This is a genomic window from Steroidobacter denitrificans, from assembly GCF_001579945.1.
GTDB classification, from domain to species: domain Bacteria; phylum Pseudomonadota; class Gammaproteobacteria; order Steroidobacterales; family Steroidobacteraceae; genus Steroidobacter; species Steroidobacter denitrificans.
The window spans coordinates 750,175-765,000 of record NZ_CP011971.1; the positions used below are offsets into that span (position 1 = coordinate 750,175).

Consider the following 14,826-nt stretch of genomic DNA (forward strand, 5'->3'; position numbering starts at 1 on the left):
CATTCTCATTATGTAATTCGGTTCCTGCGTCTTTCCAGCCGGATATTCCCCGATCACACCGGCCGGGTATGTCTTCGGGGCATCCCGGAACTTGTCCGAAAAGTGGAATTACGCAGCTTTCCTCCAATACGAGGGTCTCGACATCATGTCAGCAAGCGTTCACGGCGTCGTGCCGCGGTGGATCGGCCTGAGCATCCGTCTGGGCGTCTGTCTGAGCATCTGCCTGGGCCTGTTGAGCGCCTGCGGCCGTACGTCTTCGGACCTGGTGGTTTATTCGGCACGCAACGAGCAGCTCATCAAGCCGATCTTCGATCGATACACGGCGCAGACGGGTCGGACGATCAAGCTGATCACCGATGATGCGGGGCCGCTGATCGAACGCCTGGCGGCCGAGGGCGCCAATTCACCTGCGGATCTGTTGCTCACGGTAGACGCGGGTGTGCTCTGGCATGCGGCCGAGCGCGGCTTGCTGCGCCCGATCGATTCGCCGATTCTGAACGCTAATATCCCCGAACATCTGCGCGACCCGGAGAATCGCTGGTTCGCCTTGTCGGTGCGCGCACGGACGATCGTCTACAGTACCGAGCGTGTGCAGCCGCAGGACCTGGACACCTATGAGTCTTTGACGGACGAGAAGTGGCGCGGACGGCTGTGTCTGCGCAGCTCGAAATCGGTTTACAACCAGTCGCTGGTCGCGATGCTGATCGCGCAGCATGGCGAAGAGAAGACGGAGCAGATCGTACGCGGCTGGGTGGCCAATCTCGCGACGCCGGAATTTGCCAACGATACCTTGCTGATGGAGGCCATCATCGCCGGACAATGCGATGTCGGCATCGTGAATACCTATTATTACGGACGCCTGCAGGCCGACCGGCCGGAGCTGCCGTTGAAGTTGTTCTGGCCCGACCAGCAAGGCGCGGGTGTGCACGTCAACGTGTCCGGGGCTGGCGTGACGGCGCATGCGCCGCGCGCCGATCAGGCGCGTGCACTGTTGGAATGGCTGTCCCGGCAGGAGGCTCAGACGATGATCGGGGCGATGGACAAGGAATATCCGGCGTCTCCCGCGGTCGCCCCTGATCCGATGGTGGCATCCTGGGGTACCTTTCGTGAAAGTCCTTTGAATGTGGCGCATGCCGGTGAATTGCAGCCTGCGGCCGTACGCCTGATGGATCGTGCCAGATATCGCTGAGCCGTCGCGGCCGGTACCGTTTTCCAGCCATTACCGCAGTCGATGAATGCCGCGATCCAGTCCGAGGGCGTTCCGAGCGCTCGGGCACAGGCTCGGTACAGGCCTGGTTTCCTGCTCGCGGCGCTATTGTGCCTGCCGGCGCTGGTGCCGCTGCTGGTGATCCTGTCGGCGCTGGTGCCGCTGCTGGTGATCCTGTCGGCGCTGGTGCCGCTGCTGGTGATCCTGTCGGCGCTGGTGACGCCGGAGGTGGAGGTCTGGTCGCATTTGTCACGCCATGTGCTGCCGCATGTGCTGGTCAATACGGCGGCATTGCTGGCGGGTGTCGCCATCCTGGCGGGTGTACTGGGCACCACCCTGGCATGGCTGACGGCGCTGTGCGATTTTCCGGGGCGGCGCTGGCTGGAGTGGGCGCTGGTGTTGCCGCTGGCGATCCCGGCCTACGTGCTGGCATTCGTGGCGATCGGGTTTCTGGATTATGCCGGTCCACTGCAATCCTGGCTGCGCGCGACGTTCGGATCCTCGTATTGGGTGCCGGCGATCCGCTCTCGCGGTGGAGTGATTCTGATCCTGTCGCTGGCATTGTATCCCTATGTCTATCTGCTGGCGCGCAGCGCCTTCCTGACACAGGGCCGGCATGTGTTGGAGGCGGCACAGATCCTGGGTTATGGCCGCATGCGCGCGGCATGGCGCGTGGCGTTGCCGATGGCGCGGCCCTGGATCGCCGCGGGTCTCGCGTTGGTATGCATGGAAACACTCGCGGACTTCGGCGCGGTTTCCATCTTCAACTACGATACATTCACGACGGCGATCTATCGTGCCTGGTTCGGCATGTTTTCGGTGCACGCAGCGCTGGAGCTGGGTGCCATCCTGCTGCTGTTCGTGCTGGGCGCGCTGATGCTGGACCGGCGCTCACGTGGCGGCATGCGCTTCGCCAGCGCGCGGGATCTGGGACAGACATCGCGCCGGCTGAAGTTGAGCGGCGCAACGGGGTGGGTGGCCGCCGTCTATGCGTCGCTGGTCACGGCTCTGGCCTTCGCCTTGCCGGTGCTGCAACTATTGTGGTGGACGCTGAAGCGCGCGGCTTCCGATCTGGATAGCCGCTACTGGGGATTCGTCGCCAATACCGTGATGCTGGCGGCCAGTGCAGCTGTCGTGATCGTCGGCGCCAGCCTGGCGCTCGCCTATCTCCTGCGACGCCCGCATGGGCGGGCGCTCGATGCGCTGGTACGCCTGGCGACACTGGGTTACGCGGTGCCCGGCACAGTCCTCGCGGTGGGCATCATCGTGCCGCTGGTATCCCTCAATAACCTGCTGCAAAAGGGTTTGCATGCCTGGCTCGGACCGGACTCACCGAGCATATTGCTGCAAGGAACGCTGCTGGGGGTGCTGTTGGCGTACATGGCGCGATTTTTGGCGGTGGGTTTCAATCCGGTGGAAAGCGGTCTGCAGCGTATTACTCAGAGTCTGGATGAGGCGGGCATCGGTATGGGCGTAACGGGCCATGCCCTGGTACGCCGGGTGCACATGCCCTTGCTGCGCACCAGCTTGTTGAGCGCCGCCATCCTGGTATTCGTCGATGTCATGAAGGAAATGCCGATTACCTTGATCACCCGGCCGTTCGGCTGGGACACTCTGGCGGTGCGGATTTTCGAGATGACGGCGATCGGCGAGTGGGAGCGTGCGGCGTTGCCGGCGGTGGCAATCGTCCTCGTAGGCCTGATTCCGGCGGCGATGCTGACGCGGGGGGGCGGGCATGTGGCTTGAGCTCGATGGGGTCACACGCCGCTTCGGGGAGCGCAAAGTGGTGGATGGATTGAGCCTTGGCCTGCCACGAGGCTCGATCGGTTGTCTGTTGGGCCCCAGCGGCTGCGGAAAAACGACGGCGCTGCGTTGTATTGCGGGTTTCGAGCCGGTGGATGCCGGCGTGATCCGTGCCCATGAGCGAGTGCTCTCGACATCGCAGATGCATACGCCGCCCGAGAATCGCGAGATCGGCATGGTTTTCCAAGACTATGCGCTGTTTCCTCATCTGACGGTGATCGAGAACGTCGCCTTCGGCCTGCATAAGCGTACACGCGCCGCCCGCATACGCCGTGCGGAAGAAATCCTGGCGACGGTCGGCCTGACCGAATATCGATCGCATCATCCTCACCAGCTCTCAGGCGGCCAGCAGCAGCGTGTCGCGCTGGCACGTGCGTTGGCGCCCGAGCCCACCATCGTCCTGCTGGATGAACCGTTTTCCAGCCTCGATATCGAACTGCGCGAGCGTCTGGGGGATGAAGTCAGAGGATTGCTGAAATCACAGAACACCACGGCTCTGCTGGTGACGCATGACCAGCAGGAGGCCTTCGCGGTTGCGGATATCGTCGGCGTGATGCGCGCAGGCAGACTGGAGCAATGGGATTCGCCCTACCAGCTGTATCATCGGCCGCGAACCCGCTTCGTTGCCGATTTCATCGGTCAAGGCGTATTCATTGCCGGCGAGGTGGTCGCGCCTCTGACCTACCAGACCGAGTTGGGAGTGCTGCGCGCCTGCTGCGCTAATGGCCACGGCGAACTGACGGCGGGCGCCAAGGTCGATCTGCTGTTGCGGCCGGATGACGTGGTGCACGACGATGCCAGCGCGTTGCGTGCCCGAGTCTGTCAGCGTGCCTTTCGAGGCGCGGCGTTCCTGTACACGCTGCGGCTGGACAGTGGTACCCAGGTGTTGTCACTCGTGCCCAGTCACCATGATCATGCAGTGGGCGAATATATCGGTATTCGGATCGAACCGGATCATGTGGTGGCTTTCATGCCAGGGGAGAATTGAAGCCCGATCAAGTTTTCTTGCGCAGCAGCACCAGGAACAAGGGCACGCCGATCACCGCGGTGAGGGCGCCTACCGGCAGTTGACGCGGCGCGAACAAGACACGTGCACAAAGATCGGCGGTAGTGACCAGGATGCCGCCCAGCAGTGCGGCGGCAGGCAGCACGAAGCGATGGTCCACACCGAGCATCAGGCGCGCCAGGTGGGGAGTGACGAGCCCCACGAATCCGATCGGGCCGGCGGCAGTGACGCAGGCGGCGGTCAATGCGGACGTGGACAGGAAAATACCGGTTCGCAACTGGTCGACCGGAGCGCCCAGCACGCGTGCTTGCAGTTCACCGCGCGCCAATACGTTGAGATGACGCGCGAACGGGAAGCATAGGATGAGCGCCGCCATGTAGACGATCAGCAGGGGTGCCGGACGAGTGGCGAAGGATAGATCGCCCATCAGCCAGAACAACATGCCGCGCAGCTTGGCTTCATCGCCCAGCGCAAGCAGCATGCTGACGACGGCGCTTGCGCCTGCAGCGACCACTATGCCGGTCAACAGCAGGCGCACGGGCGTCCAGCCGCCCTCGCCGCGCGCCAGCGCGAAGACCAGCGCAATCGTGCCGAATGCTCCCAAGGTCGCCGAGATGTTGACGAACAGGCCGCTGACGCCCAGCAACATGGCCGATAGAGCCGCCACGGCGGCACCACCGGAAACACCCATGATGAACGGGTCGGCCAGCGGATTGCGTAACAGAACTTGCATAAGTACACCGGCGATGGCCAGTACGCCGCCGGCGGCGAATGCCGTGAGCGCGCGCGGTAGACGCAAATCCAGAATGAGCGCCTGCGTCAAAGCATCGTTGCCGCGCAAGCCCTGTATCACACCGGTAAAATCGATGTGTACGCTGCCGCTGACCAACGACAAGGCCAGTGCGGCCAGCGCTGCGGCAACGAGGAGAAGGTAGATGGCGGCTATTCTGGCGCGGTTCACAGGATGCAAAGGGTACGGCCTGGCCCTCCATCCTCCAAGTGGATTCGGCGGCACGGCGTTGCGGCCGGTATCGAGCCGGCTCATTGCGGGCTCGATGAAGGACCGTCGGACGGTGGCCGGGGGAGCGCGCTTATGGAACAATCGGCCCAAGAATCGCTGCGCTACTCTTTTGCATGACAGATTTCATCGATGCGGACGGCTTTCGCGCCAATGTCGGAATCGTACTGATCCGGGATGACCGGCAGGTCTTCCTGGGCGGCCGCATGGGCGGTCGCGGGTGGCAGTTCCCACAGGGTGGCGTACTTCGGGACGAAGCGCCTGAAGAAGCGCTCTATCGTGAGCTCAAGGAAGAAATCGGCCTGGAACGCAGCGATGTCGAATTGGTCGCTGTGACTCGCAGTTGGCTGCGTTATCGGCTGCCTCGCCAGTACGTACGTCGCAACAGCCATCCTCCGTGTATCGGTCAGAAGCAACGCTGGTTTCTATTGCGTCTGGTGGGTGCAGAGGAACATGTGCATTTCGATGCAACCGAGACGCCGGAGTTCGAGCGCTGGCGCTGGGTCGACTATTGGACGCCGGTGCGAGAGGTGGTGTACTTCAAGCGGGCGGTCTATGCCCGGGCGCTGGATGAATTGGCGCAACAGGCATTCCCTCAGAACCCTCCCGCGCTGCCGGACTGGTCGGCCCAGGAAAAACATCTGCGCAGACTGGCGCGTCATCGTGCCGGCATCGGATTTCGCCGGGAGAAAGAACGTGGAAAGAGCTCTACAGCGCTCTAGGAGACTATGACGAAATGACGCTTACGGTGATTTTTCGGCCGCGGCAACGCCAGAAAGATTCATTTCCTCAGAAGATCCAAGCAACGTCCGGATTATTGCTGCAGATCCGCAGCAATAAGACGATAAGCCGCAGTGACTAGAACGGCTTGAGCACCGCCAGAAGCACGATCGCGATCAGCAGCAGGCTCGGCACCTCGTTGAACCAGCGATACCAGCGTTGGCTGTGGACATTGCGGCCGGTACGCAGGCCGAGAATGAGGCGGTAGCACCCTATGTGATAGCCGATCAGCAGCGCAACCAGACTGAGCTTGATGTGCAGCCAGCCGAACTGCATCAGCCCGGGGGTCGCGATCAGCAGGCCGATTCCGAATGCGGCCGTCAGGATGCCGCCCAGCGTCATCATTACGAACAAGCGGCGCTCCATGACCTGAAAGCGCTCGATACCGGCCGGATCGGTGGCGACGACATGGTATACGAACAGCCGTGGCAGGTAGAACAGCCCGGCGAACCAGGTCACCATGAAAATGATGTGGAAGGCCTTCAGCCATAGTACGAGCATCGTCAGGATCCTGGTCGCAAAGCGACGGGCGGGCCGGAAAGAAGCGTTTTTTGCGCCGTATCTCAATTCCGATACGGTGCTTGTGGTCTAATTTCAACAGGTTCTGGCAGCCAGGTACACTTCGGAATGGCGGTTTTTGCACCGATGCGCACTGGCCAACTGGTGGTTCGCTATCACTCGCCCTGGCGCCGCCGCGGGGTGTGGGCGGCAGCGGCGATCGTTACAGTACTGTTGTTCTATGGAATTTTCGAGCTTGGCCGGTTCGCCGGAGGCTACAGTACGCTCGCGCAGTTCCAGCAGCGTCGCGCGTTGAACACGGCCATGCAGGCGCTCGAAACGGAGAACGACCGGCTACGCTCGGCGCTGGCGGCCATGGAACTGGCGCGCAATGTCGATGGCAAGGCTTACTCTGATGTGGAGAAGGATCTTGCCGAATTGCAGAGCCAGTTGCTCAAGCAGCGCGAGGAACTGGTGTTCTATCGCGGTATCGTTTCACCTGAAGATGGTATCGGCGGGCTGCGTATCCAGCGTTTCGAAATACTGCCGGGCGAGGCCGAAGGTCATTTTCTACTGCGGATCGTGCTGGTGCAATCGATGCGGCAGGAAGCCGTGGTGTCCGGTGGAGTGAAACTGCAGATCGAAGGGATGCGTGATGCCGTCTCGACCGTGCTGAGCCTTGCAGAGACGGGAGGCACGGTGCGCTCGGATGGTCAGTTGGCTTTCAAGTTTCGTTACTTCCAGAACCTGGAGCAGGAAATCGTGCTGCCCTCCGCTTTCGAGCCGCGTACCGTCAATATCGAGGTCAGCGCGTCGAAACTTGCGCCTGTGCGAGAATCCTATCCCTGGCAGGTTCAGGCTGAGCCATGATTTTTTCGATATTCAAGCGAAACAAGCCGAAATTACGCCGAATCGATACGCTTATCGGCGCAGGCACACGCATTATCGGCGATGTGCAGTTCAACGGCGGTTTTCACATCGATGGTCATGTGAAAGGTAACGTCGATGCGCCGGCGGACTCGGGTGCGACCTTGAGCGTGAGCGACAGCGGCGTCGTGGAAGGGTCAGTCGCCGTTCCCCAGGTCATCCTCAATGGCATCGTCAAGGGCGACATCCTGGCACACGAGCGTGTCGAGCTGGGTGGTACCGCACGCGTCACCGGTAATGTGTATTATGTGCTGATCGAAATGGAAATGGGCGCCGAGGTCAACGGCAAGTTGATCCATGAACCGACTTTGGCAGGCCCTAAAGAGCCACCCGGCGACTGCGCCGGTCAAGTATCCGCCAGAGATTGCACGGATACCGACCATCCGGTTTGACAGCGAGCGGCGGTAGCCTAGACTGTACTCATCTTGATTCCCTGGTTGCGACCCCAAGGTTGCCGTCATGAATACCGATTCCACTGCTCCCAGTCTGACTTTCACGGATGCCGCCGCCGCCAAGGTCAGTGAACTGATCCGCGAGGAAGCGAATCCGAAGCTGAAATTGCGTGTATTCGTGCAAGGAGGCGGCTGTTCCGGCTTCCAGTACGGATTCACGTTCGATGAGGAGGATGAGGAAGGGGATACCCGGGTCGAGAACGGCGGTGTCACGCTATTGATCGACCCCATGAGCATCCAGTACCTGAGCGGTGCCGAAATCGACTATCGCGAGGATATCGAGGGGGCACAATTCGTCATTCGCAATCCCGGCGCGACGACGACCTGCGGCTGCGGATCCTCGTTCGCGATGTAGCCGACGCCCTGCGGAGCTCCCCATTCGCGTGCCCCCGCCTCCGGCCCCGAATGCCCGGATCTTCTGATGCATGATGGCTCGTCCTCGTAGGATAATCCGGCCTGCTGCGCTCGATTCTCAGGAGCCGCCCGCACGTCATGCCGCTCTTCCGGACGTCATCGCCGCGGTCGATCTGGGCTCCAATAGTTTCCATATGGTGGTCGCCCGATACTCGCATGGGCAGCTGATCATCTTGGACCGCCTGCGCGAGACGGTCCGTCTGGGAGCGGGGCTGGACGAGCAAGGCCGGCTGCGCCGCGAGGCAATAGACGCGGCGTTGGCCTGCCTGCAGCGCTTCGGACAGCGGCTGGAGGACATGAAGGCCGGGAGCGTGCGTGTGGTCGGCACCAACACCTTGCGCCGTGCCCGGCGCCGGGGCGCGTTCCTGGACCGTGCGCGCGCAGCGCTCGGTCATCCCATCGAAGTGATTTCCGGCATGGAGGAGGCGCGCCTGATCTATCTGGGGGTGGCGCGCACCATGCCCAGCGAACCGGGGCGGCGCTTGGTCGCCGATATCGGCGGGGGCAGTACCGAACTCATCGTTGGTGAAGGATTGCAGACCTGCAAGCTCGAGAGCCTGTACCTGGGCTGTGTCGAGATGACCGCCCGTTATTTCGGTGATGGTGTGGTTACCGAGAAGCGTATGAAACGCGCGCGGCTGGCGGCACGCCTTGAACTCGACCCGGTACGGGAAGGCTTCAGACATCAGGGTTGGGATCACGCCATCGGCGCCTCGGGCACGATTCGCTGCGTCGCGGATATTTTACGTGCGCGGGGCAATGGAGATGCGGTGATCACGCCGGCGGGGGTGAATTGGGTGATCGAGCAGTTGCTGCGCGTCGGCGACTCCGCCCGACTGCGACTGCCTGGGCTACCGGAAGAGCGTCTGCCTGTCTTTGCGGGAGGTGTGGCGATACTGGCTGAAGTCCTGTCGATGCTGGAGATTCCGCAGATGAGGGTGGCCGAGGGTGCGCTGCGCGAGGGCCTGTTGTACGACTTGCTCGGACGCTTGATGGACGAGGATGCGCGTGTGTGCAGCGTGCGCGCCATGCAGGCGCGCTATCACGTCGACGTGGTGCAGGCGCGGCGGGTCGAGGCTACGGCGCTGGATTTCCTGCGGCAGACCTCGTTGACATGGGGACTGACCGAGCCGGAGGCCGAACAGATGCTGTCCTGGGCGGCACAGTTGTATGAAATCGGCCTGGACGTGTCCCATTCGCAGTATCACAAGCACGGCGCCTATCTGCTCGAGCATGCCGACATGCCGGGGTTTACCCAGGAGGAACAAAAAATCCTCTCTTGCCTGGTCGGCGCACATCGGCGCAAGTTGCACCTGGAGACTTTGGAAGATCTCAGCCCGCCCTGGCACATCAAGACGGAGTTTCTGATCGTGCTGCTGCGCCTGGCCGTACTGCTGCATCGTGGGCGCAGCGCGGCCGCCCAGCCACGCGTGGAACTGACGGCGAAACAGCGCTGCCTGGAGGTGTATTTCGCCAAGGGATGGTTGGAGGCGCATCCTTTGACGGCAGCCGACCTGGAGCAGGAAATCGAGTATCTGCGCGCAGCGGGCCTGCGCCTGCGCATCGATCGAGACCATCCCTGACAGGACCGCTCCCGAGGAGCTCGAAATCCTAGTCGCCGGCGTCCGCGTAGCGGCGCAACAGATCCGCCTGGGCGTTGATCAGTTCGTGATCGCCGGCGCACGGGCGCCGATAGGCGCCATCGGCACCTAGCGTCCATGCCTGGGCATTATCGGCGAGATAGGTTTCCAGGTCCTCGATGATACGGATGCGATGCTGCCGGCTTTCGATGGGAAAAGCGACTTCGATGCGGCGAAAGAAATTTCTGTCCATCCAGTCGGCGCTGGCGCAATACACCTCGGCGTTGCCGTCATTATGAAAATAGTAGACGCGCGAGTGCTCCAGGAAGCGGCCGACGATCGAGTGCACCGAGATGTTTGCGGAAATACCGGGAATACCCGGCCGCAATGCGCAAATGCCGCGCACGATCAGATCGATCTTTACCCCGGCCATCGACGCCTGGTAGAGAGTTTGAATGATCTGCGGCTCGAGCAGGGAGTTGATCTTGGCAATGATGCGGGCCGGCTTGCCCTGGCGAGCGAACTCGATCTCGCGCCGGCATTTCTCCAATAGGGCCTCGTGCAGCGTAAACGGCGATTGCAGGATTTTTTTCAGGGCGGCGACCCGCGTCGGACTGGTCAGCTGCAGCAGCAGTTCATGCAGATCCTCACCCATGATCTCGTCGCAGGTGAACAGCCCATAGTCCGTGTACACGCGCGCGGTCTCGGGATGATAGTTACCGGTACCGCAGTGGCAGTAGCGCCGTAATTTTCCGCCTTCGCGGCGCACGACCATGATCAGCTTGGCGTGGGTCTTGTATCCTACGACGCCGTACATGACGTGAGCGCCTGCTTCTTGCAGCCGAGTAGCGAGTTGGATGTTGGCGGCTTCATCGAAGCGCGCCATCAGTTCGATGATCACCGTGACTTCCTTGCCGGCACGCGCGGCATCGACCAGCGCATCGACCACCGGGGATTGCGGTCCGGCACGGTATAAGGTTTGCTTGATGGCCAGTACATCCGGATCCAAGGCCGCCTGCCGCAGAAAATCGATGACCGGTGCAAAGGACTCGAAGGGATGATGCAGCAGCAGGTCGCCGTCGCGCAGTACCGCGAAAATATCCTCCCGGACGCGAAGGTGCCGGGGCATGCCGGGCGTGAATTCCGGGTACTTGAGATCCGGACGATCCACCAGGTCATAGATCGCGGTCAGGCGGTTGAGGTTCACCGGACCGTTTACCTGGTATAGATCGTCCCTGCCCAAGGCGAAATGCCGCAACAGGAAGTTGCTGATGTTCTCGGGGCAGTCCAGCGAGGTTTCCAGACGCACGGCCGCGCCATAACGGCGCTGCGCCAATTCGCCCTCGATGGCGCGCAGCAGATTGTCGACTTCTTCATCGTCATCGTCGACGAACAACTCGCTGTTGCGAGTTACCCGGAATTGCCAGGCGCCCTCCAGAACCATGCCGCCGAACAGCTGATCCAGGAAGGCGGAAATCGTGGCCGAGAGGAAGACGAAGCAGGTCTTGCCCGGTATGTCCTCGTCATGGGGCAGTCTGATGATGCGAGGCAGGGAGCGCGGCACCTGCACGACCGTAAGTCCGGCGTCACGGCCGAAGGCGTCCTTACCGGCCAGACGCACAATGAAGTTCAGGCTTTTATTCTGAATGCGCGGGAAGGGGCGGGCGGGATCCAGGCCCAGCGGCGTGAGCACCGGCTCCACCTCATGGGCGAAATAATCCGCCAGCCAGGCACGCTGCCGGTTGGATAGGGTGCGCGCGTTCACGAACACGATGTTTTCGGCCGCCAGCGTCGGAAATACCAATTGATGCAGTAGTTGATACTGGTCTTCGACCAGGGCCTGCGCGCGTTGATGGATGGCCGCGAGTTGCTCGGGCACGCTCATGCCATCGGGTCCCCCGCCCAAGGAACCCAGTTCGAGCCGTTGCTTCAGGCCGGCGACCCTGATTTCGAAAAATTCATCCAGATTCGAACAGGAAATCCCTAGGAAACGGATGCGTTCGAGCAGCGGCAGCGACTCGTCATGGGCCTGGGCCAGCACTCGGCAGTTGAAGTCCAGGAAAGAGAGTTCCCGATTGATGTAGTACTCTGGAGCCTTGAGATTCACGTCGAGCCGGCGCGCCGAAAGGATGACCCAAAAGCATACTACGGCGCCGCTGGATCTTGTGTTACAGCCGTCAGTGCTCGGAGACCGCCACGATGGCGGAGTCGGCGGTCTTGTCGAGTTGTGCCAGCAGCCCGGCCGATCGAGCCTGGAAATCGGCCATGTAGGAGGGCGGCAATGGCGTCGCTGCAGGCAGGGGCACGGTACGAGGATTCTTGTGCACGCCGTTGATGCGATACTCGTAATGCAGATGAGGACCCGTTGCCGCGCCCGAACTGCCGACGTAACCGATCGTAGCGCCTTGCTTGATCCGCTGTCCGCTGCGCAGCCCCGAGGGAAAACGGGACATGTGAGCATATAGCGTGGAGATTCCACCGCCATGTTCCAGGATGACGGTACGGCCGTAGCCGCCTTGGGTGCCGACAAAAGTTACCTTGCCGTCGCCCGCCGCCTTGATGGCCGTACCGGTTGGCGCTGCGTAATCCACGCCTTTGTGAGCGCGGATCGTATTGAGGATCGGGTGGCGTCGCCGGGGATTGAAATTCGAACTGATGCGCGTGAAGTCCAGCGGTGCGCGCAGAAACTGCCGCTTCATGCTGCGCCCGTCGGGGGCGAAATAGTCGGCCACTTCTCCATCGTCCGATTCATAGTACACGGCGCGATGGATCGTACCGGCGTTGTTGAAATCCGCTGCGAGGATCCGTCCGTCACCGATGTATTCGCCATCCCGGAATTTTTGTTCGTACACCAGGCTAAAACGGTCTCCGGAGCGGATATCCAGGGCGAAGTCGATCTTCCAGCCGAAAATATCGTTGGCCAGGCGCAGAATGATTTCCGGGCTGACGCCGGCGGCGCGTGCCGCGACGAACAGCGAGGAGTCGATCGCTCCATGCGCCTGTGCCTTGCGGTATTCGATCGGGGTCTCGAGAAATTCGGCAGTGAACTTCGCGCCTTCCTCTTGCTCGACGCGTGTTACGGATAGGATCTGAGTTTCGCTGATGCGGCGACGCAGGGAATGAACCAGGCCTTCATTGTGGATCAAGGTGATGATGTCGCCCGGATGCAGGCGATCCAGACTTTTTTGGATGTCGGGCAATCCGCGGATGCTGGCGAGATCGGCAAGATTGAGCTGCAGCTGCCGAAAAATACGATCGAGTGTATCGTTGCGCCGGACTACGAACTCCACGGTGTCACCGAGAGGTTGCGGCAACTCGGATACCGCAACGGCTGCCGGTGAGGGCAGTGAGGAAAGCGCCTCGCTTACGGGACGAGGCTGAGGCGGAAGCGTCGTGGGTTGCCGATTGACGAGCAGGTAGGCAAGCGCGCCGCCGACGATGGGTAAAAGCAGTCCCGAGGCGAACCAGCGGGCGTGGGTGGAACTGCGGCCGTGAGTGGATGAGGGCTTGTAGTCGAGCGATATCTTCGAGTGGTGTGACACCAGTAATCCTTGAGTTCGCCGAGCGGCAGGCCGGGATGGCATGAAACTTAGAAGATCATTGCCGGAAACGTCAACCGCATTTGCGCATCGGCATGCGCTCCAGGCGACATCAGATCCGCTTTGGGGTTTTTGCGGTCGATGGGTAGGCCAGCCCCGTCCCTGGTTCCTGCCGGTCATGCCATCGGATTTGATGTATGACCGGCAGGAACCAGGGACGGGGCTGGAACCCGCAGTACAATTTCACAAAGAAGATCATGGGGACCGGACGGGTTTGAGAAACCGTCCTGGTGGTGGGCGGCTGAAGGGCTGCTGAATTGCGCCTGCCGCGATGAACCCCTACAGTCGCGCGCAGTCATCGAGGTCGCTGGAACGCAAGATATATGAAATCTGCCGAAGATCAGTTGTCGGAACTCAAGCGCGGCGCCGCAGAAGTTCTGCTGGAATCGGAATTACTCACCAAACTGCGCCGCGGCCGGCCGCTGCGCGTCAAGGCCGGCTTCGACCCGACTGCACCGGACCTGCATCTCGGTCATACGGTGCTGATCAACGAGATGCGGCGTTTTCAGGACTTTGGCCATGAAGTGATTTTCTTGATCGGCGACTTTACCGGTCTGATCGGTGATCCTTCCGGCCGCAACGCGACCCGTCCGGCACTGACGCCCGAGCAAGTACAGGCCAATGCAGCGACCTACCAGGCGCAGATCTTCAAGATCCTGGATCCCGATCGGACCCGCATCGAATTCAATTCGCGTTGGATGAACGCCATGAGTGCAGCCGGCCTGATCCAACTGGCAGCCAAGCACACCGTTGCGCGCATGTTGGAGCGTGATGATTTCAGCAAGCGCTACAAGGGTGGACAGCCGATTGCGATCCATGAGTTTCTGTACCCGCTGGTGCAAGGCTATGACTCGGTGATGCTGCAGGCCGACGTGGAACTCGGCGGCACGGACCAGAAGTTCAATCTGCTGGTGGGACGCCAGTTGCAGGAAGCCTCGGGCCAGGAGCCCCAGGTGGTGCTGACCATGCCGCTGCTGGAGGGGTTGGACGGTGTCAACAAAATGTCCAAATCCCTGGGTAATTATATCGGTGTGACGGAGCCGCCGGATGACATGTTCGGCAAGCTGATGTCGATCAGCGACGAGCTCATGTGGCGCTATTTCGACCTGCTGTCGTTTCGATCGAATGCCGAGCTTGCGGCGCTCAAGGCCGGTGTCGATCAGGGGGGCAATCCCATGGAAGCGAAATTCGAGCTTGCGCATGAAATCACCGCCAGATTTCACGGCGATGCGGCGGCGGGCAATGCTCGAGAAAACTTCAACGCCCGCAGCCAGCGGCGGGAAATACCCGATCAGGTGCGCCAATTATATTTGAGCGTGGATCGCGACAAGATCGGCATCGCTGCGCTGTTGAAGCAGTGCGATCTGGTTGCCAGCACCTCGGAGGCGTCGCGGCTGATGAGAGGTGGCGGAGTGCGCTTGAATACAGAAAAGGTGCTGGATGTCGCGGCAAGCGTGTCGGTGCCCTCCAGCAATCTGTTTCAGGTGGGCAAGCGTACCTTCGTGCAGATCGAACTCAAGCGCGCCTAGCGATTCCATTTGT

The 14,826-nt window shown here is 61.4% G+C and carries 13 protein-coding genes; 9 read left to right on the plus strand and 4 right to left on the minus strand.

Going from position 1 to position 14,826, the window contains the following annotated elements:
- Positions 1-145: 145 nt before the first annotated feature.
- Genes ACG33_RS03240 through ACG33_RS03250 form a run of 3 tightly spaced genes read left to right on the plus strand, consistent with a single transcriptional unit; the run spans position 146 to position 3,998 of the window.
- Complete coding sequence (locus tag ACG33_RS03240) at positions 146-1,189, plus strand: extracellular solute-binding protein (RefSeq protein WP_083537138.1); 1,044 nt, start codon at positions 146-148, stop codon at positions 1,187-1,189.
- Positions 1,190-1,231: 42 nt separating this feature from the next.
- A complete protein-coding gene (locus ACG33_RS03245; RefSeq protein WP_083536398.1) occupies positions 1,232-2,953 on the plus strand; it encodes an ABC transporter permease in 1,722 nt (573 codons plus the stop codon).
- The gene (locus ACG33_RS03250) at positions 2,943-3,998 is read left to right on the plus strand and encodes an ABC transporter ATP-binding protein (protein ID WP_066918651.1); all 1,056 of its coding nucleotides are present in this window, start codon (positions 2,943-2,945) and stop codon (positions 3,996-3,998) included. Before ACG33_RS03245 ends, ACG33_RS03250 begins: the two co-directional genes overlap by 11 nt.
- Positions 3,999-4,005: 7 nt before the next feature.
- Here the strand turns inward: ACG33_RS03250 and ACG33_RS03255 are convergent, their stop codons facing one another.
- Positions 4,006-4,977 (minus strand): FecCD family ABC transporter permease, encoded by a 972-nt coding sequence (locus ACG33_RS03255; RefSeq protein ID WP_066918653.1) that lies wholly within the window; start codon positions 4,975-4,977, stop codon positions 4,006-4,008.
- Between the two features lie 173 nt (positions 4,978-5,150).
- Here ACG33_RS03255 and ACG33_RS03260 point away from each other — a divergent pair, with 173 nt between their 5' ends.
- On the plus strand, positions 5,151-5,756 hold the full coding sequence (locus ACG33_RS03260; RefSeq protein ID WP_083536400.1) for an RNA pyrophosphohydrolase: 606 nt from the start codon (positions 5,151-5,153) through the stop codon (positions 5,754-5,756).
- Between the two features lie 136 nt (positions 5,757-5,892).
- Here the strand turns inward: ACG33_RS03260 and hemJ are convergent, their stop codons facing one another.
- On the minus strand, positions 5,893-6,315 hold the full coding sequence (gene hemJ / locus ACG33_RS03265) for a protoporphyrinogen oxidase HemJ (RefSeq protein WP_066918655.1): 423 nt from the start codon (positions 6,313-6,315) through the stop codon (positions 5,893-5,895).
- Between the two features lie 144 nt (positions 6,316-6,459).
- On the opposite strand from hemJ, the gene ACG33_RS03270 reads away from it, so the two are divergent.
- From ACG33_RS03270 to ppx, 4 genes are all read left to right on the plus strand, one after another.
- A complete protein-coding gene (locus ACG33_RS03270; protein ID WP_157071652.1) occupies positions 6,460-7,182 on the plus strand; it encodes a DUF6776 family protein in 723 nt (240 codons plus the stop codon).
- A complete protein-coding gene (locus ACG33_RS03275; protein WP_237392679.1) occupies positions 7,179-7,631 on the plus strand; it encodes a bactofilin family protein in 453 nt (150 codons plus the stop codon). Before ACG33_RS03270 ends, ACG33_RS03275 begins: the two co-directional genes overlap by 4 nt.
- A 67-nt stretch (positions 7,632-7,698) precedes the next feature.
- Entirely contained in the window at positions 7,699-8,046 is a 348-nt protein-coding gene (erpA, locus tag ACG33_RS03280) for an iron-sulfur cluster insertion protein ErpA (RefSeq protein WP_066918659.1), read from the plus strand.
- A gap of 70 nt (positions 8,047-8,116) precedes the next feature.
- Entirely contained in the window at positions 8,117-9,688 is a 1,572-nt protein-coding gene (gene ppx, locus ACG33_RS03285; protein ID WP_237392680.1) for an exopolyphosphatase, read from the plus strand.
- Positions 9,689-9,716: 28 nt separating this feature from the next.
- Here the strand turns inward: ppx and ppk1 are convergent, their stop codons facing one another.
- Positions 9,717-11,792, minus strand: a complete 2,076-nt coding sequence (ppk1, locus tag ACG33_RS03290; RefSeq protein WP_237392681.1) for a polyphosphate kinase 1 — start codon at positions 11,790-11,792, stop codon at positions 9,717-9,719.
- Between the two features lie 70 nt (positions 11,793-11,862).
- Positions 11,863-13,227 carry a M23 family metallopeptidase gene (locus tag ACG33_RS03295; RefSeq protein ID WP_066918661.1) on the minus strand — a complete coding sequence of 455 codons (1,365 nt, stop codon included), beginning with the start codon at positions 13,225-13,227 and terminating at the stop codon, positions 11,863-11,865.
- 380 nt (positions 13,228-13,607) lie between these two features.
- Here ACG33_RS03295 and tyrS point away from each other — a divergent pair, with 380 nt between their 5' ends.
- A complete protein-coding gene (gene tyrS, locus ACG33_RS03300; protein WP_066918663.1) occupies positions 13,608-14,813 on the plus strand; it encodes a tyrosine--tRNA ligase in 1,206 nt (401 codons plus the stop codon).
- Positions 14,814-14,826: the final 13 nt, after the last annotated feature.